Here is a 17973-nt window from a genome sequence, read left to right as displayed (position 1 = left end):
GAGACCAGGGCAAAGTCTACCGGCGTGCGCTCTCCTCCTGGGGGGCCTGTGCGCGAGACCGGCGCGGGAGGACTCTCAGCGCGTCGCCCATGTTGGCGACTTCTGTGACCTTCATACCGGCCGGGACCTTGCCCGGGTCGGTCGGGACCAGCGCGTGCGTGAAGCCCAGCCGGTACGCCTCGGCCAGCCTGCGCTGGACCCCGGTGACCCTTCTGACCTCGCCCGCGAGGCCCACTTCACCGATCGCCACCAGGTTCTTCGGCAGCGGGGTGTCGCTCGCGGCACTGGCCAGCGCCAGCGCGACCGCGAGGTCCGCAGCGGGCTCGGAGAGCTTCACACCGCCGACCGTCGCGCTGTAGATGTCCCGCTTGCCCAGCGAGCTGATCCGGCCGCGCTGCTCCAGGACCGCGAGCATCATCGACACCCGGGACGTCTCCAGGCCGGAGGTGGTGCGCCGGGGCGAAGGGATCTGCGAATCGACCGTCAGCGCCTGCACTTCGGCGACGAGCGGCCGCTTGCCCTCCAGGGTGACGGTCAGACAGGTGCCGGGCACGGGCTCGTCGCGCCGGGTGAGGAACAGGCCGGAGGGGTCGGCGAGGCCGGTGATGCCCTCGTCGTGCAGCTCGAAGCAGCCCACCTCGTCGGTCGCGCCGTACCTGTTCTTGACGCCCCGTACGAGCCGCAGGCGGGCGTGGCGGTCGCCCTCGAAGGACAGCACCACGTCGACGAGGTGCTCCAGCAGCCGGGGACCCGCGATCGCCCCCTCCTTGGTGACATGGCCGACCAGGAGCGTCGACATTCCGCGCTCCTTGGAGGCCCGGATGAGGGCCCCGGCGACCTCCCGGACCTGCGCCATGCCGCCCGGCGCCCCGTCGATCTCCGGCGAGGCGACGGTCTGCACGGAGTCGAGGATGAGGAGCGAGGGCTTGACGGCGTCGAGATGGCCGAGGACCGCGGACAGGTCGGTCTCGGCGGCCAGGTACAGATGGTCGTTGATCGCCCGGATGCGGTCGGCGCGCAGCCGCACCTGGCTCGCGGACTCCTCCGCGGTGACGTAGAGCGTGCGGTGCTCGTCGCTCGCGGCCTTGGCGGCGACGTCCAGCAGCAGTGTCGACTTGCCGACGCCCGGCTCGCCCGCGACGAGCACCACGGCACCCGGCACGAGACCGCCGCCGAGCACCCGGTCCAGCTCGCCGACGCCGGTGGACCGGGCGGTGGCCTGCCGGCTGTCGACCTGGCCGATGGGGAGCGCGGCGGTGCTGACCCGGCCGGCCGCGGTGGTCCGCACGGCGGGGGCGCCGCCGAACTCCTCGACCGTCCCCCACGCCTGGCATTCGGGGCAGCGGCCGAGCCACTTGGCGGTCGTCCAGCCGCATTCGGAGCAGCGGTAGGACGGCCGGTCCTTCGCGGTTTTCGTACGGGCAGCCATGGCGCAACCGTATAGGTGGGGTACGACAATGCCGCCCGGCACGGTCCGGAGGCCGGTGCGCGCCCGCTCCCGGGGCGCGGTGGCTCCGGCGGAATGCCGTGGGGCTTCCGGCGGAATAGGTAATTCCTGTCCCCTTTTGAGGGGTACGTTCACCCGTAAGGATTAAAAGTGCTGAAGGGGAGCGAAAGGTGTGCGCTGTGCTGCCTACGGTCGCAAGGTGACGAGCAGCGGTCTGGAGCCCCCCACGCACACCACCGGCGCACACCGGGCGCGACGCGGTGCGCCCCGCCTCCCGGCGCACACTTCGCCGCGCCGGCCGCCCGCCCGGTACGAACCGCATCTCGACGGCCTGTTCACCTACTGCCTCTCCGTGCTCTGCGACCACGATGCCGCCACCGAGGCACTCGGCGGTGTGCTCGCGATCGCGGAACGGCAGGACGGCCGGTGCCCGGCGGGCGAGGAGGAACGTAAATCCTGGCTGTACGCGCTGGCCAGATGGATATGTCTGCGCAAGCTCGCCGAGCAGAAACAGGGCCGCCAGGCGCACAGCCACAAGGCGGGGAAGCAGCCGCGCAGGCTCTCCTCGAAGCAGGAGACGAAGCGGGCGGGCGGCCCTCCGGGCAAGCAGCCGTCGGGCGGATCGGTGCCCCAGGGGGCGCGCGCCGGACGCCGCACGCCCCCGGTCGTCGCCGCGAATGCTCCGGCCACCGCCGCGTTCACGCCGGGCGGCGCCCCCGCAGGCCCCGCCCGCGCTCCCGAGACCGAGACCGAGGCCGCCGCCGAGGCGCACCGCCGCGAACTCGCCCAACTGGCCTGGCCCGAGGCCGCGGGCACCACCCCCGAGCAGCGCGAGGCGCTCGAACTGGCGGTGCGCCACCACCTTCCCCCTCGCGCCGTCGCCTCCGTCCTGGGTCTCCAACCGGCGACCGCCCGTGAGCTGCTGGCCGCCGCAGCCTGTGAGGTGGAGCGCACCCGCGCCGCCCTCGCCGTCGTCGAGACCGGCAACTGCCCCACCGTCGCCCGGCTCACCGGCGAACACCGCGTCCTGCTCTCCGCCGCCCTGCGCCGCGAACTCGTCCGCCATGTCGACGACTGTCCCCGCTGCCGCAGGGCCGCCGAACGGGCCGGTGCGAAGGGCCCCTGGCCCGGCGCCGCGGTCACCTCGGCCGCCGCGCTGCCGGTCGTCGAGGCGCCCTGGCCATCGGCGTACGTCGCGATGGTCCACGCCCAGCGCAACCGCTCCGGCGGCCCGCGCTTCGACCGGACGGGTTACCCCATGGACCCGAAGGACCACGCCGCGCGCCGCGACCGGCTACGGGCCAGGGTCGTGACGACGACGGTGGTGGCGACGGTCGTCGCCGCCCCCGTGATCGCGCTCTGGACCGCTTACCGTGGCGCGCCGCAGACCGGCGAGGGCCACGAGGGCTCCTCGGTCACCGCCACCGACAGCGATGCCCGGCACGAACTCGACGGCACCGCGGACGGCCACTACGAGAACGCGGGCAACGCCCGCCCCCAGCCCGGCGCCCGCTTCGCCGACGGCCGCGCCCCGGACGTCTCGGCAGAGGTGATCAGTACGGGTCCGGGCCGGGGCGGCGCCGGCGGGCTCACCGTCGAGGCCCGCTCGTCCGGCGGCTCGACCCTGATCCGGCTGACCGCGTCGGGCGGCGCGCCGGTCGCCTGGTCGGCCCGCCCGGACGCGTCCTGGGTGCGGCTGAGCCGCTACTCGGGCACCCTCGCCGCGGGCGAGAGCATCACGCTCCACGTCCTGGTGGACCAACGGCGGGAACCGGCCGGCCCGTGGAGCGCGCGCATCGCCCTCGCCCCGTCGGGTTCGGCGGTGGTGGTCCGGGGGCGTGGGACACCGCCGCTCACGCCCGGGGGCCCGGGGCGCCCGGTTCCCGCCGATCCCTCCGCCACCACCGGACCGTCGGCTCCGCCCACGGCCTCGCCGGATCCCACGCCGTCGACCGACCCGACGCCCCGCCCGAGCGATCCCACGCCCACCCCGACGGACCCGGGCCCGACCGACCCGTCACCGGACCCGTCGGCCAGTAGGGACCCGACGCCCACCGACGGGCCGGGACCGAGCACGGCCCCGACGGGCTGAGGGGCAGGCCGACTCGACGGGCCGATCCGATGGGCCGACTCGACGGGCTGTTCCGATGGGCTGATCCGACGGGCTGATCCGACGGGCCGACTCGACGGCCCGATCCGACGGGCCGACTCGGCAGGCCGACCCGACGGGCCGAGGGGTGGACCGGCCGGGGCCCACCCCCGTACGGTCACGCCGGATCGGCCGGAGGGACCGGATCCGCGGGGTGCGGTGCCATCGGCAGCAGCGCGGACAGCCGCTCCTCGCACAGTTCGACGAGCCGCTCGTACGCCTTCTCGCCCATCATCTCGGTGAGCTCGGGCCGGTACGAGACGTACACCGGCTCCCCGGCCCCGTGCGCCGAGGTCGCCGAGGTGCACCACCAGTGCAGATCGTGGCCTCCGGGACCCCAGCCCCTGCGGTCGTACTCGCCGATCGACACCTGGAGCACCCGGGTGTCGTCGGGCCGGTCGATCCAGTCGTACGTGCGCCGGATGGGCAGCTGCCAGCAGACGTCCGGCTTGGTCTCCAGCGGCTCCTTGCCCTCCCGCAGCGCCAGGATGTGCAGGGCGCAGCCCGCACCCGCCGCGAATCCGGGCCGGTTCTGGAAGATGCACGAACCCTTCCAGCGCCGGGTCTGGCGTTCCCCGTCGTCGTCGAGCTGGACCCAGCCCGTCTCTGTACCGACGTCGTGGAACTCCCACAGCTCGGGGGTCAGCCGCTCCACGTGGCCCGCCACCCGCTTCTCGTCGTCCTCGTCCGAGAAGTGCGCGCCCAGCGTGCAGCACCCGTCGTCCGCACGGCCCGCCTGGATGCCCTGGCAGCCGCTGCCGAAGATGCACGTCCACCTGGAGGTCAGCCAGGTCAGGTCGCAGCGGAAGATCTGTTCGTCGTCCCCCGGGTCCGGGAACTCGACCCAGGCGCGCGCGAAGTCGATCCCCGTCTCGTCCTCGGACCGGACCGGTCCGTTCACTTCCTGCTGCTGCGCCTCCTGCTTGGTTCTCTGCTTCTTCGTGTTTTTGCCCGGCTTCGCCTTTTTCGTCTTTGGCACGCGCCAAGAGTAAGTCTGTCGTCCCGGTAGCGTTCCTGCCATGAGACTCGGAGTCCTCGACGTGGGTTCGAACACGGTGCATCTGCTGGTGGTGGACGCGCACCCCGGCGCACGCCCGCTGCCCGCGCACTCGCACAAGGCGGAGCTGCGCCTGGCCGAACTGCTCGACGAGGACGGGGCGATCGGCCCCGAAGGTGTGGACCGGCTCGTGGCGACGGTCTCCGACGCGCTCCAGGCCGCCGAGGACAAGGGGTGCGAGGACGTCCTGCCGTTCGCCACGTCCGCGGTGCGGGAGGCGAGCAACGCCGATCAGGTGCTGGCCCGGGTGCGCGAGGAGACCGGCGTCGACCTCGCCGTCCTCAGCGGTGCGGAGGAGGCCCGGCTCACCTTTCTCGCCGCGCGCCGCTGGTACGGCTGGTCGGCCGGGCGGCTGCTGGTCCTGGACATCGGGGGCGGTTCGCTGGAGATCGCGTACGGCATCGACGAGGAGCCGGACGCCGCGGTCTCGCTGCCGCTCGGGGCCGGCCGGCTCACCGCCGGGTGGCTGCCGGGCGATCCGCCGGACCCGGCTGAGGTGAAGGCGCTGCGCCGCCATGTCCGGGCCAGGATCGCCCGGAGCGTCGGGGAGTTCACCCGCCTCGGCCGCCCGGACCATGTCGTGGCCACGTCCAAGACCTTCAAGCAGCTCGCCAGGATCGCCGGCGCCGCACGCTCCACCGAGGGCCTGTACGTGCAGCGCGCCCTCACCCGCAAATCGCTGGAGGAGTGGGTGCCGAAGCTGGCGGCGATGACGGCCGAGCAGCGCGGCGGCCTGCCCGGCGTCTCCGAGGGCCGGGCCGCGCAGCTGCTCGCCGGGGCGCTGGTCGCGGAGGGCGCCATGGACCTGTTCGGGGTCGAGGAGCTGGAGATCTGCCCCTGGGCGCTGCGCGAGGGCGTCATCCTGCGCCGCCTGGACCACCTGCCGACGGGGGAGCCGGACGTGCTGGGCGGCTGAGCGACGCCCGGCCGGGCGTCGCGGGGTGTCGCCGGGCGGCCGGAAACCCGTCATGGCCCTGCTCACTTTCCGCCGGGACCTCTCGGCGGGGCGTACCACTGCCCGTACGCTGTCCCAGTGGCAGAACCAGTGGTGCGCATCCCGGATGCGAAGGTCGCCCTGTCGACGGCTTCCGTCTACCCGGAGTCGACGGCGACGGCCTTCGAGATCGCCGCGCGCCTCGGTTACGACGGTGTCGAGGTCATGGTGTGGACCGACCCTGTCAGCCAGGACATCGAGGCCCTGCGGCGGCTCTCCGACTACCACCAGGTGCCGATCCTCGCCGTCCACGCGCCCTGTCTGCTGGTCACCCAGCGCGTCTGGTCCACCGATCCGTGGGTGAAGCTCCAGCGGGCCCGCGCCGCGGCGGAGAAACTCGGGGCGACGACCGTGGTCGTCCATCCGCCGTTCCGTTGGCAGCGCAATTACGCGCGTGACTTCGTCACCGGGATCTGGCGCATGGCGGACGAGACCGATGTGCGGTTCGCCGTGGAGAACATGTACCCCTGGCGGTACCGGGACCGAGAGATGCTCGCGTACGCCCCCGACTGGGACGTCACCAACGACGACTACCGCCACTTCACCGTGGACCTCTCGCACACGGCGACGGCCCGCACGGACGGCATGGCGATGGTCGACCGGATGGGCGACCGGCTCGCCCACATCCACCTCGCCGACGGCAAGGGCTCCAACAAGGACGAGCACCTGGTGCCCGGCCGCGGCGACCAGCCCTGTGCCGAACTCCTGGAGCACCTGGCCCGCACCGGCTTCGACGGCCATGTCGTCATCGAGGTCAATACCCGCCGTGCCATGTCCACCGCCGAACGCGAGGCCGATCTGGCGGAGGCGCTGGCCTTCACCCGGCTCCACCTGGCGTCGTCCCCGACCCGGGCCCCGCGCCCGTGACGGGCGGTCCCACGGGCGGCGCCGACTCCACGGGCGGCGCCGACTCCACGGGCGGCGCCGACGACGGCCCCGCGGACCCCACACCCCCCAAGCGCCGCGGCCGCCCCTCCCGTACCGACGAGACCACCGGACCCGACGCGCGCACCCGCATCCTGGAGGCGGCCCGCAACGAATTCGCGGAGCGCGGCTACGACAAGACGTCAATCCGGGGCATCGCCAAGGCGGCGGGCGTCGACTCCGCCCTGGTCCACCACTACTTCGGCACGAAGGACGAGGTCTTCGCGGCCGCCATCGAGCTGTCCTTCGAGCCGGCCCTGGAGATTCCGGCCGTCCTCGGCGAAGGCGCGGACGGGCTGGGGGAGCGGCTGGCCCGCTACTTCATCGCGGTGTGGGAGAACCCGGCGTCCAGGGCCCCGCTGCTGGCCGTCATGCGATCCGCCCTGACCCATGAGGCGGCGGCGAAGGTCCTGCGGGGCTTCGTGCTGCGCCGGCTCCTGGAACGGGTCGCGGAGGCACTGGACGTACCGGACGCCACGTTCCGCGCGGAGCTGGCGGCCTCGCAGATGCTCGGCATCGTGATGCTCCGCTATGTGATCCGGGCGGAACCGCTGGCTTCGGCCGACCCCGAGGAGATCATCGAGATGGTCGCCCCCACGCTCCAGCGCTATCTGACGGAGTCCTGAACCCGCACGGGCACCCCGCCCACCCACCGAGCACTTCGTCCCGCATTTCGGACACTGTGTCCAGATCTTGGAGCCGGAGGCGTACGCTCGGAGGCAGTCTTAAACGTCGAAGGAGCGAGAGACGATGCCCCAGCTGAGGTCCCGCACTGTCACCCACGGCCGCAACATGGCGGGCGCCCGCGCCCTTATGCGGGCCTCGGGCGTAGCGAGCGAGGACATCGGCAAGCCGATCATCGCGGTCGCCAACTCCTTCACCGAGTTCGTCCCCGGCCACACCCACCTGGCCCCGGTCGGCCGGATCGTCTCCGACGCCATCAAGGCCGCGGGCGCCGTGCCGCGCGAGTTCAACACCATCGCCGTCGACGACGGCATCGCGATGGGCCATGGCGGGATGCTCTACAGCCTGCCCTCCCGCGACCTGATCGCCGACTCCGTCGAGTACATGGTCGAGGCGCACTGCGCGGACGCGCTGATCTGCATCTCCAACTGCGACAAGATCACCCCCGGCATGCTGATGGCCGCGATGCGCCTCAACATCCCGACGGTCTTCGTCTCCGGCGGCCCGATGGAGGCCGGCAAGGCCACCCTGGTCGACGGCACGGTCCGCAAGCTCGACCTGGTCAACGCGATCAGTGACGCCGTCGACGAGAGCATCTCGGACGAGGACATCCTCCGTATCGAGGAGAACGCCTGTCCCACCTGCGGCAGCTGTTCCGGCATGTTCACCGCCAACTCGATGAACTGCCTGACCGAGGCCCTCGGCCTCTCCCTCCCCGGCAACGGCTCCGTCCTCGCCACGCACACCGCCCGCAAGGCGCTGTACGAGGAGGCTGGCCGCACGGTCGTCGAGATCACCAGGCGCTACTACGAGCAGGACGACGCGACGGTCCTGCCCCGCTCCATCGGCACCCGCGCCGCGTTCGACAACGCGATGGCGCTGGACATCGCGATGGGCGGCTCCACCAACACGATCCTGCACCTGCTCGCCGCGGCGCAGGAGGCCGAGCTGTCCTACGACCTCGCCGACATCGACGCGGTCTCGCGCCGCGTCCCCTGCCTGTCGAAGGTCGCCCCCAACGTGGCCCCCGGCGGCACGTACTACATGGAGGACGTCCACCGGGCCGGCGGCATCCCCGCCCTCCTCGGCGAGCTGCACCGCGCCGGCCTGCTCGACGAGGACGTGCACTCGGTCCACTCCGACTCCCTCGCCCAGTGGCTGAAGGACTGGGACATCCGCGGCGGCTCCCCGTCCCCGGAGGCCGTCGAGCTCTGGCACGCGGCACCCGGATGCGTCCGTTCCGCGACCGCCTTCTCGCAGTCGGAGCGCTGGGAGACCCTCGACCTGGACGCGGCCGGCGGCTGCATCCGCGACCTGGCCCACGCCTACTCCAAGGACGGCGGCCTCGCGGTCCTCAAGGGGAACCTCGCCGAGGACGGCTGTGTCGTGAAGACGGCGGGCGTCGACGAGTCGATCTGGACCTTCGAGGGCCCGGCGGTCGTCTGCGAGTCGCAGGACGAGGCCGTCGAAAAGATCCTCCGCAAGGAGATCAAGGAGGGCGACGTCGTCGTCATCCGTTACGAGGGTCCGCGCGGCGGCCCCGGCATGCAGGAGATGCTCTACCCGACCTCCTTCCTCAAGGGCCGCGGCCTGGGCAAGAGCTGCGCCCTGGTTACCGACGGCCGCTTCTCCGGCGGTACGTCGGGTCTGTCCATCGGCCACGCGTCGCCGGAGGCCGCGTCGGGCGGCACGATCGCGCTGGTCGAGGACGGCGACCGGATCAGGATCGACATCCCGAACCGTTCGATCGAGCTCCTCGTCCCCGAGACCGAGCTGGCCACCCGCCGCGAGGCGCTGAACGGCGTGTACGCGCCGAAGAACCGCGAGCGCAAGGTCTCGGCCGCGCTGCGTGCCTACGCGGCGATGGCGACGAGCGCGGACCGGGGCGCGGTGCGCGACGTGTCCAAGCTGGGCTGACCGGCACACCGATCGATCAGGACCCCGCCCGCTCTCACCAGCGGGCGGGGTCCTGCCCGTCCACGGCGAACACGGACCCGTCGGGCGCGGTCCCGAAGACGGTCCGCCCGGCGGCGACCGGGGCGGGCAGCGCCGAGGAGTACGTGAGCCTCCCGTTCCGCAGCCGTGGGCCCGTCTGGCCCAGCAGCTTCCCGTGCTCGGTGTCCACGGCCAGCAGCCGTCCGTCCGCCGCCGAGAAGTACAGACGGTCCCCGGCGGCGAGGACGGGAGCGGAGGTCCGCCCGGCACCGGTCTCCAGCTGCCAGCGCACCGTTCTTCCGCCCTCGGCCGGGCGGGTGTCGACGGCGACCAGCGTCCCGCCGTGCGCCAGCAGATAGGCGGTGTCCCCGCCCAGTACGACCTCCGGTTCGTTCATCCGGAACGGCAGCGCCATCCGTACGGCGCTGCGCGCCCCCGGTTCGTAGCGGACGAGCCCGACGGTCTGGGCGTCCCCGTTCATGGCCGTCATGACGAGCGCACCGTCAGAGGTCCCCACCGGTGTCAGCATCCCGTCCAGCCGCCGCTGCCATTCCGTGCGCCCCGTCGTGGCGTGGACGGCGGAGACCAGCGTGGTCGATCCGTAGGCCGAGTGCTCGAACGCGTAGGCCAGCCCGGTGCGGGCGTCGTACAGCGCGTAGTCCGGGCGCTGGTGCCCGCCGAGCCGATGCCGCCAGAGGGACACCCCGGTCGCGGAGTCGAGTGCCTCGGTGGTGCCGTCCTCGGCGACCAGCAGCAGCGCGTCACCCGCGTCGAAGGGGGTGCCCGGGTACGGGGAGAGGTCGGCGGCCCAGACCTGTTCGCCCTCGGCGGGGTCGTACGCCCGGAGCTTCCCGCCCGGCACCGCCGTGTGCACCAGACCGCCGGAGACCGACACCACGCCGACCGCCGGTGCGTCGGTCTCGGGGCCGCGCGACCACAGCACCCGGCCGTCCGAGGGATCCAGCCGGGAGACACCGATGCCGTCCGCCGCGCAGTACAGTGCGGGCGGACCGGACGCCTCCGCCCCGGCGCCGTCCGCCGGGGAACAGGCCGGGGTCGCCTTGCCGGTGGTCCGCAGGGCCGCCCGCCACGGGGCGAACTCCTGCGCCGAGTCCTTCGTCCCGCCCGCGCCGGCCGACTCACCGGCCCGGCCGGAATCGGCGCCCGTGCCGACGGCCCACACCCCGCCGGCCCCCATGACCAGCAGCGCCGCGGTGGCCGCCAGCCACCGCCGCTTGCCGCTTTTGGCCGCAGGCTTCCCGGCCCGCTCCGCCGCGCCCTCGCCCCCGTGCGTGTCCGCTTCCGCGCCGGAAGAGGCGTCGGACCCGGTCTGCGGTACGGGCGCCGGACCGGTGGCCGGCCGCCGCTGCGACGGTATGAACGCGGCGGCCTCGTACGAGGGCGGACGCAGCGTCGTCATGATCTCGTCCGGGGTGGGCCGCCCGGCGGGGTCCTTCGTCAGGCACTGCCCGATCAGCGGAGCCAGGTCCGCCGGCACCCCCGCCAGATCTGCCTCGTCGTGCACCACCTGGTAGGCCACGATGTACGGGCTGTCCGAGTCGAAGGGCCCCCGGCCGGTCGCCGCGTGGACGAGCACGGCCCCCAGAGCGAACACATCGGCGGCGGGCCCGACCTCACGCGGCCGCTGGAACTGCTCGGGCGCCATGTAGGGCGGCGAGCCGATCAGCTTGCCCGTCTCGGTGCGCAGATCGCTGTCGTACGGGCGGGAGATCCCGAAGTCGATGACCTTGGGCCCGGAGTCGGAGAGCAGTACGTTGCTCGGCTTGAGATCACGGTGGATGACACCGGCCCGGTGGATGTCCCGCAGCGCCTCGGCGAGCCCGGCCGTCAGCCTGCGCAGCGCGGCCGGGGCCATCGGCCCGTTCCGCTTCACCTGGTCGGCGAGCGTGGGGCCGGGCACGTACAGAGTGGCCATCCAGGGCCGTTCGGCGTCCGGATCGGCATCGACGACCGGCGCGGTGAAGGCGCCGCTGACCCGCCGGGCCGCCCCGACCTCCTGCCGGAAACGCGCCCTGAACTCCGGGTTCGCCGCGTACTGCTCGTGCACCACCTTGACGGCGAGCTGCAGTCCGGAGGCGGAGCGGGCCAGGTGCACGACCCCCATGCCGCCGGCGCCGAGACGCGCCTCAAGACGGTACTGCCCGGCGTACTCCGGATGCTCCGCTTCCGGATTGGCTCCGGTACCTCGCAGCGGCGGCATCGCCCACCCCCGTGTGTTCGTCCGCAAGCGCGACGCACGGAGCCTAGTCGATGGTGCGTGCGATCAGGTCGGGGCTTAGTAGCCTGCGCGTCGTACGCATCGACTCTCGACGGGGGAGGGCCTCATGGCCATGGACGAGCACACCGACATCACGACCGACGCCACCGCCGAAGCCACCGAGGACGTGGCGGCGCTCGCCGGTTCCGACGACGTCACCAGGTACCCGATCGCGCCCGGCTACCGCGTCAACGTCCGCACCGGACCGGGCACCAAGTACGGGATCGTCAGGACCCTCCCGTACGGGATGAAGGTCCCGGTCTACTGCCAGAAGCCGGGGGAGCGGGTCACCGGCCCGTACGGCACCTCGAACCTCTGGGACAACATCGCCAACGGCCAGTTCGTGGCGGACGCCTACGTCCACACGGGCAGCGACGGCTACATCGCACCGCGCTGCGACTGACCGGGGCGGTGCCCGGCGGGTCCGGGCCCGCGACCGCCCGGGGATAATCGGCTTCGTGAGCGAGAACAGTGAAGCCCCCGGCTCCAGCACGCCCGGCCCGCAGCCCGAGCCCCTGCGCTTCTTCGGTACGACCTGGGTCGACCACAGCGGGGGCTACGGGCTGCGACGCGTCGGGGCGGCGGTCGGCTCGCTGGCCGCCGCGGTCGCCGCCTGCTTCGTGCTCCGGTTCGCCTACCAGGGGCTCGAGATCGCCGACGTCGGCAGCTTCGTCGGCATCCTGGTCGTGCTGATGTTCGCCATCTGCAGCGCCATCGCCTTCCGCAAGACCTGGGAAGGGTTCAGCCGCCGCCCCGCCGACCCGGCGCGCGAGGCCAATCTGCGCGGTCTCAAGACGATCGGCTTCGTCGGCTCGCTGATCGCGTACTTCCTCCGTACCTTCCGCGAGGCGCCGGGCGAGCAGCTGCACCGCACGGAGTACGAGACGGCCCTGGCCCGCTACGAGAAGCGCCGCACGGCGCGCACCGGGAACCCGGCGGCCCGCAAGAACACCAAGGGCAAGCGCCCCAAGCGCAAGTAGGCTCCCCGGCTCCGCCCCGACGGCGCGTGAGCCCGCGCCCGCTCGCCGACCCGGTAGAAGCACCGGCGCACGCCCCCGGCGCGAGCCACGATGAACCCATGGTTCCCGCCGATTCCCACCGCCCCGCACCCGAATCCGCCCCCACCTCCTCACCGCCGGCACCCCGGCCCCGCCCCGCGCGCTCTCCTTCGACCGCGCCGCCGCCCAGTACGCCGCGGCCCGCCCCGGCTACCCGCCCGCGCTCTTCGACGCGGTCGAGGAACTGGCCCACCGCCCCCTGCGCGGCGCCCGCACCGCCGACATCGGCGCCGGCACGGGCATCTCCACCCGGCTCCTCCACGAACGCGGCGCCCGGGTCACCGCCGTCGAACCGGGCGCCGGCATGGCGGCGGAACTCCACCGCTCGCTCCCGCACCTGCCCGTCGTACGCGGCGACGGCAACCACCTCCCCCAGGGCCCGGCCGGCGGATCATGGCCGGGGTCGCGGCGTCTGGCACGGCACCTCGCGGCGTTGCCGAAACGTCCGGACAGCTCCGCTATCAGGACGCTCCGGCGCCTTGCGATGCACCGCACCAGACGCCGCGCCCTGTCCGACCCTGATCCGCCGGCCAGGCCCTCGCCACCGCATCGGCCGACCTGATCACGTACGCCCAGTCCTGGCACTGGACGGACCCGGCCCTCGCCGCTTCCGAGGCGCTGCGCGTCCTTCGCCCGGCGGCGCCCTCGCCCTCTGGTGGAACGTCTCCGACCACTCCGTCCCGTGGATCGCCGAGCAGGACGCCCGGCTGCGCCGCTTCTTCGGCGCCGGCGACTCCGCCCACGGTTCGGCCGTCCGCCCCCGCGACCTGCCGTCCGGGCTCGACTTCGCGCACCGCCGGGTGCCCCGGACGCGGTGGGTGCCCCTCGACACCCACCTCGCCAACCTCGGCAGCCACTCCGCCTTCCTCGCCCTCGGCGCGGAACCCACGCGACGCTTCCTCGCCGAGGAGGGCGCCCGGCTGGCGGAACTCTTCCCGGACGGCATGGTCGAGGAGAGCTACGCGGCCGACCTGAGCGTGGCCGTCGTCCCCGCTTCACCCCCTTTCGGCCCCGGCACCACCTCTTGACGGGCAGGCACCCCGGGACCATATTCATCACATGATGAATAACCGGGGGGCCGCCATCGAGGCCCACGGCCTCACGGTCGTACGAGGCGACCGCACGGTCCTGCACTCCATCGACTTCACCGTCGAACCCGGCAGGGTCACCGGCCTCCTCGGCCCCTCCGGCTGCGGGAAATCGACCCTGATGCGGTCCGTCGTGGGCACCCAGGCCAAGGTCACCGGCACCCTCGACGTGCTCGGCAGCCCCGCCGGCCACCCCACGCTCCGCCCACGCATCGGATACGTCACCCAGGACCCGTCCGTCTACGCCGACCTGACCGTCCGGCAGAACCTGGACTACTTCGCGGCGATCCTCCGGCCGGGCCGCCGACACCGCGACGCCCGCCGCGCCGCCGTCACCCGTGCCATCACCGAGGTCGACCTGACCAGCCACGCCGACGCCCTCGCCGGCACACTCTCCGGCGGCCAGCTCGCCCGCGCCTCCCTCGCCGTTGCCCTGCTCGGCACCCCGGAACTCCTGGTCCTCGACGAACCCACCGTGGGCCTGGACCCCGTACTCCGCCGCGACCTGTGGAACCTCTTCCACCGCCTCGCCGCCGACCGCGGCACCACGCTCCTCGTCTCCTCGCACGTCATGGACGAGGCCGAACGCTGCCATCGCCTGCTCCTCATGCGCGAGGGCGAGATCCTCGCCGACGGCACCCCCGAGGCGCTGCGCACCGCCGCCCGCGCGGACACCGTCGAAGCGGCGTTCCTCCACCTGGTCGACCAGGCCGCCACCCGTCAGGAGCCCGCCCGATGAGTACGACACCGACCCCGGCACCCACCCCGGCGACCGGCACCCCGCTCCTGAGCCCGGCCCGTGCCCTCGCCACCGCCGCCCGGGTCCTGCGCCAGCTCAGCCACGACGCCCGCACCGTCGCTCTGCTGCTCCTGGTCCCGGTAGTGCTGATCACCCTGCTCCGCTACGTGTTCGACGGCAGCCCCCGCACCTTCGACGCCATCGGCGCTTCGCTCCTCGGCATCTTCCCGCTGATCACGATGTTCCTGGTGACCTCGATCGCCACCCTGCGCGAACGCACCTCGGGCACCCTCGAACGCCTCCTCGCGATGCCGCTCGGCAAGGGCGACCTGATCGCCGGCTACGCCCTCGCGTTCGGCGCCGTGGCGATCGTCCAGTCGCTCCTGGCCACCGCCGTCTCGGTCTGGGCGCTGGGCCTGGACGTCATCGGATCCCCGTGGCTGCTGCTCCTGGTCGCCCTGCTCGACGCGCTGCTCGGCACGGCACTGGGCCTGTTCGTCTCCGCCTTCGCCGCTTCCGAGTTCCAGGCCGTCCAGTTCATGCCCGCCGTGATCTTCCCGCAGCTCCTGCTCTGCGGACTGTTCATCGCCCGCGACCGGATGGCCCCATTCCTCGAAGCGATCTCGAACGTGCTGCCCATGTCGTACGCGGTCGACGGCATGAACCAGGTCCTCGGCCACACCGACGTCACCGGTGACTTCGTCCGCGACGTACTGGTCGTGGCGGGCTGCGCCCTTCTCGTACTCGCCCTCGGCGCCGCCACCCTCCGCCGCCGCACCGCCTGACGGGCCGGTGCGAGGATGACGGACACGAGCACCGAGATCCGTCAGCACAGCCCGGAGGGTGAACCACATGACCCAGACAGTCGCAGTACTCGGCACCGGCAAGATCGGCGAGGCCCTGCTCAGCGGCATGATCCGGGCGGGCTGGCGCCCGGCGAACCTGCTGGTCACCACGCGCCGCTCCGAGCGCGCCGAGGAACTCCACAACCGCTACGGCGTCGACTCCGTCAGCAACGCCGAGGCCGCCAAGCGCGCCGACATCCTCATCCTCGCGGTCAAGCCCCAGGACATGGGCCGGCTCCTCGACGAGCTCTCCGGGCACATCACCCCCGACCGCCTGGTCATCAGCGCCGCAGCGGGCATCACGACCGCCTTCATCGAGGACCGCCTCGCCGCGGGCACCCCGGTCGTGCGCGTCATGCCGAACACCCCCGTCCTCGTCGACGAGGGCATGTCCGTCATCTCGGCCGGCAGCCACGCCACCACCGACCACCTCGCCGCCGCCGAGGCGATCTTCGGCGGCGTCGGCAAGACCCTCCGCGTCCCCGAGTCCCAGCAGGACGCGGCAACCGCCCTGTCCGGATCGGGCCCCGCGTACTTCTACTTCCTCGTCGAGGCGATGACCGACGCCGGCATCCTGCTCGGCCTGCCCCGCGCCCAGGCCCACGACCTGATCGTCCAGGCCGCGATCGGCGCCGCCGTGATGCTCCGCGACAGCGGCGAACACCCCGTCAAGCTGCGCGAAGCCGTCACCAGCCCGGCCGGCACCACCATCAGCGCCATCCGTGAACTGGAGAACCACGGCGTACGAGCCGCCCTCATCGCCGCCCTCGAAGCCGCCCGCGACCGCAGCCGCGAACTGGCCTCCGGCAACGGCTGACCTAGACCGCGGCAGCGATCAGCTCCGCGCTGCGCACCACCTTCGCGAAGCCACCGCCGTGCAACGACACGGCGGTGGCCCGCGCCAGCTGGTCCGCGCTCTGCGTCCACCCCCACGGCCCGGTCAGATCGAAGGTGTGCGTCGCGTCCAGCGGTACGAACACCTCGTACCCCAGGTTCCCGCCCATCCGCGCCGTGGTCTCGACGCACATGTTGGTCTGGATCCCGACCACCACGAGCTGCCGGATCCCGCTCCGCTCCAGCCACTCGGCGAGATCGGGCGTCCCGTAGAAGGCGGAGTTCACGCTCTTCGTCAGCAACAGCTCGGGCCCACCGCCCTTCCCGCGCCGCTCCTGCACGTACCCCTTGAACTCGTTCCCCGACTGCCCCACCCGCAACGGCGAATCCGGCTTGAGCGAGTCATGCCGTACGAACACCACCGGCCGCCCGCTCGACTGCCAGGCATCGATCAGCCCCGCGATGTTCCGGTCCGCCTCCGGGTTGTTCCGAGGCCCCCAGTACGACTCCTCCTCGAAGCCGTTCTGTACGTCGATCACGATCAGTGCCGCGTTCTCTGCGATTTCCATGCGAACGATCCTGCCGCCCGGCATCGCCATGCCCCAGAGGTCAAAAAGCCATCGACCGATGGTTTACTGCCACGATGGCGACCCCTTCCGAGCCCACCCGCATCGCGCTCGTCTCCTTCCCCGGCGTCCGCGCCTTCGACGTCTCGGTCATCACGGAGGTCTGGGGCGTCGACCGCACCGACCGCGGCGTCCCGCCCTTCGAGCTGCGCCGCACCGCCGCCGAACCGGCCCCCATCGCCCTGCGCGGCGGACTCTCCCTCACCCCGGACCGCACCCTCGCCTGGCTCGCCCGCGCCGACCTGATCGTCGTCCCCGGCCTCGACGACCACCTGATCCCGGCCCCCGCCGCGGTCCTGGAGGCCCTCCGCCGCGCCCACGCCCGAGCCACCCCGATCGCGTCCCTGTGCGGCGGAGCCTTCCCGCTCGCCCAGGCCGGCCTCCTGGACGGCCGCCGAGCGGTCACCCACTGGCGCCTCACCGACGACCTCCGCGCCACCTACCCCCATGTGAAGGTGACCCAGGACGCCCTCTTCCTCCACGACGACAACATCTGGACGTCAGCGGGCACCGCGGCCGGCATCGACCTCTGCCTCCACCTCGTACGCACGATGCACGGGGCCGAGACAGCGGCCACGGTCGCCCGTTCGATGGTCACGGCCCCGTTCCGAACCGGCACCCAAGCCCAGTTCATCGAGCACCCCACCCCCCACGCCGACCGCGACGCCGACACCCTTGCCGCGGTACGCGCCTTCGCCCTGGCCCATCTGGCCGAACCGCACACGGTCGCCTCCCTCGCCGCCCGCGCCGGAATGTCCCCCCGCTCCTTCGCCCGCCACTTCCAGGCCACCACCGGCACCACCCCCCTGCGCTGGCTGATCACCCAACGCATCGCCGCAGCCCAGAAGCTCCTGGAACGCACCGACCTCCCCCTCCCCGAGGTGGCCCGCCGCACCGGCTTCGGCAGCGAGATCACCATGCGCCAGCACTTCGCCACCCACGTATCCACCAGCCCCCGCGACTACCGCCTGGCCTTCCACCGGCAACCGGACCCGGCCCGGGGTTGACACGCCTTGCCCGCATCCGTAGTGTGCTCCGAGTTGTCCGACGTGAGCGCCGACTCCGGTCGGTCCCCGGACAGCCATCCCGCAGTAACCACATCTGACCAGCGACATCTGTCGCCGGACTTTCTGTGCGCATTTGCGGAATGAGGAATCCACGTTCGAAGGAGCGTGAGCCCCGATTAGCGTCGGGGCCCAGGATTCCGCTAAAGTCTCACTCGTCGGAACGGCCCAACGGCCGGGAAGACAAACCCCGCTGACTGGGAATCAGGCCCGAAAGGATCTGATAGAGTCGGACTCGCCGGAAAGGGAAA

Annotated in this window: 15 protein-coding genes and 2 pseudogenes; 13 read left to right on the top strand and 4 right to left on the bottom strand. The window is 72.6% G+C overall.

The genetic code is table 11. The features are described from left to right. Nucleotides 1-16: 16 nt before the first annotated feature. Nucleotides 17-1429, bottom strand: coding sequence for a DNA repair protein RadA (gene radA, locus ACIRJP_RS28990; RefSeq protein ID WP_388666590.1), 1413 nt, complete (start codon nucleotides 1427-1429; stop codon nucleotides 17-19). Nucleotides 1430-1646: 217 nt separating this feature from the next. Here radA and ACIRJP_RS28985 point away from each other — a divergent pair, with 217 nt between their 5' ends. Next, nucleotides 1647-3539 (top strand): hypothetical protein, encoded by a 1893-nt coding sequence (locus tag ACIRJP_RS28985; RefSeq protein ID WP_404180189.1) that lies wholly within the window; start codon nucleotides 1647-1649, stop codon nucleotides 3537-3539. 175 nt (nucleotides 3540-3714) lie between these two features. Here the strand turns inward: ACIRJP_RS28985 and ACIRJP_RS28980 are convergent, their stop codons facing one another. Further along, on the bottom strand, nucleotides 3715-4575 hold the full coding sequence (locus tag ACIRJP_RS28980; RefSeq protein WP_404180186.1) for a hypothetical protein: 861 nt from the start codon (nucleotides 4573-4575) through the stop codon (nucleotides 3715-3717). Between the two features lie 40 nt (nucleotides 4576-4615). Here ACIRJP_RS28980 and ACIRJP_RS28975 point away from each other — a divergent pair, with 40 nt between their 5' ends. From ACIRJP_RS28975 to ilvD, 4 genes are all read left to right on the top strand, one after another. Beyond that, a complete protein-coding gene (locus ACIRJP_RS28975; RefSeq protein ID WP_404180183.1) occupies nucleotides 4616-5569 on the top strand; it encodes a Ppx/GppA family phosphatase in 954 nt (317 codons plus the stop codon). Nucleotides 5570-5686: 117 nt separating this feature from the next. After that, nucleotides 5687-6514 carry a sugar phosphate isomerase/epimerase family protein gene (locus tag ACIRJP_RS28970; RefSeq protein WP_404180180.1) on the top strand — a complete coding sequence of 276 codons (828 nt, stop codon included), beginning with the start codon at nucleotides 5687-5689 and terminating at the stop codon, nucleotides 6512-6514. After that, nucleotides 6511-7197, top strand: coding sequence for a TetR family transcriptional regulator (locus tag ACIRJP_RS28965; protein ID WP_404180177.1), 687 nt, complete (start codon nucleotides 6511-6513; stop codon nucleotides 7195-7197). The genes ACIRJP_RS28970 and ACIRJP_RS28965 overlap by 4 nt, the downstream gene beginning before the upstream one ends. Nucleotides 7198-7321: 124 nt before the next feature. Next, nucleotides 7322-9172: a dihydroxy-acid dehydratase gene (gene ilvD, locus ACIRJP_RS28960; RefSeq protein ID WP_404180174.1), complete on the top strand. Its 1851-nt coding sequence runs from the start codon at nucleotides 7322-7324 to the stop codon at nucleotides 9170-9172. Between the two features lie 34 nt (nucleotides 9173-9206). Here ilvD and ACIRJP_RS28955 read toward each other — a convergent pair whose 3' ends face one another. Continuing rightward, nucleotides 9207-11411 (bottom strand): PQQ-binding-like beta-propeller repeat protein, encoded by a 2205-nt coding sequence (locus ACIRJP_RS28955; protein ID WP_404180402.1) that lies wholly within the window; start codon nucleotides 11409-11411, stop codon nucleotides 9207-9209. 124 nt (nucleotides 11412-11535) lie between these two features. Between ACIRJP_RS28955 and ACIRJP_RS28950 the strand changes: the two genes are divergently transcribed. The 7 genes and pseudogenes from ACIRJP_RS28950 (at nucleotide 11536) to proC (ending at nucleotide 16015) form a co-directional block, all read left to right on the top strand. Further along, entirely contained in the window at nucleotides 11536-11871 is a 336-nt protein-coding gene (locus tag ACIRJP_RS28950; protein WP_404180171.1) for an SH3 domain-containing protein, read from the top strand. 55 nt (nucleotides 11872-11926) lie between these two features. Further along, entirely contained in the window at nucleotides 11927-12448 is a 522-nt protein-coding gene (locus ACIRJP_RS28945; protein WP_266731954.1) for a hypothetical protein, read from the top strand. 133 nt (nucleotides 12449-12581) lie between these two features. After that, nucleotides 12582-12899 (top strand): annotated as a pseudogene (locus tag ACIRJP_RS28940) (class I SAM-dependent methyltransferase); the annotation flags it as partial. A 164-nt stretch (nucleotides 12900-13063) separates the two neighbouring features. Beyond that, nucleotides 13064-13554 (top strand): annotated as a pseudogene (locus ACIRJP_RS28935) (methyltransferase domain-containing protein); the annotation flags it as partial. A 31-nt stretch (nucleotides 13555-13585) separates the two neighbouring features. After that, nucleotides 13586-14353: an ABC transporter ATP-binding protein gene (locus tag ACIRJP_RS28930; protein ID WP_404180168.1), complete on the top strand. Its 768-nt coding sequence runs from the start codon at nucleotides 13586-13588 to the stop codon at nucleotides 14351-14353. Next, complete coding sequence (locus ACIRJP_RS28925) at nucleotides 14350-15138, top strand: ABC transporter permease (protein WP_404180165.1); 789 nt, start codon at nucleotides 14350-14352, stop codon at nucleotides 15136-15138. The genes ACIRJP_RS28930 and ACIRJP_RS28925 overlap by 4 nt, the downstream gene beginning before the upstream one ends. 67 nt (nucleotides 15139-15205) lie before the next feature. Further along, nucleotides 15206-16015 (top strand): pyrroline-5-carboxylate reductase, encoded by an 810-nt coding sequence (gene proC, locus ACIRJP_RS28920; RefSeq protein ID WP_383712194.1) that lies wholly within the window; start codon nucleotides 15206-15208, stop codon nucleotides 16013-16015. A 1-nt stretch (nucleotide 16016) separates the two neighbouring features. Here proC and ACIRJP_RS28915 read toward each other — a convergent pair whose 3' ends face one another. Next, nucleotides 16017-16601: a cysteine hydrolase family protein gene (locus tag ACIRJP_RS28915; RefSeq protein WP_404180161.1), complete on the bottom strand. Its 585-nt coding sequence runs from the start codon at nucleotides 16599-16601 to the stop codon at nucleotides 16017-16019. Nucleotides 16602-16675: 74 nt separating this feature from the next. Here ACIRJP_RS28915 and ACIRJP_RS28910 point away from each other — a divergent pair, with 74 nt between their 5' ends. Continuing rightward, nucleotides 16676-17665, top strand: a complete 990-nt coding sequence (locus ACIRJP_RS28910; RefSeq protein WP_404180159.1) for a GlxA family transcriptional regulator — start codon at nucleotides 16676-16678, stop codon at nucleotides 17663-17665. Nucleotides 17666-17973 lie beyond the last annotated feature (308 nt).

It is taken from the genome of Streptomyces sp. NPDC102437, assembly GCF_044765565.1.
Classification (GTDB): domain Bacteria; phylum Actinomycetota; class Actinomycetes; order Streptomycetales; family Streptomycetaceae; genus Streptomyces.
Note: the sequence above shows the minus strand (reverse complement) of the source record. Positions and strands in the feature narration are given on the sequence as shown.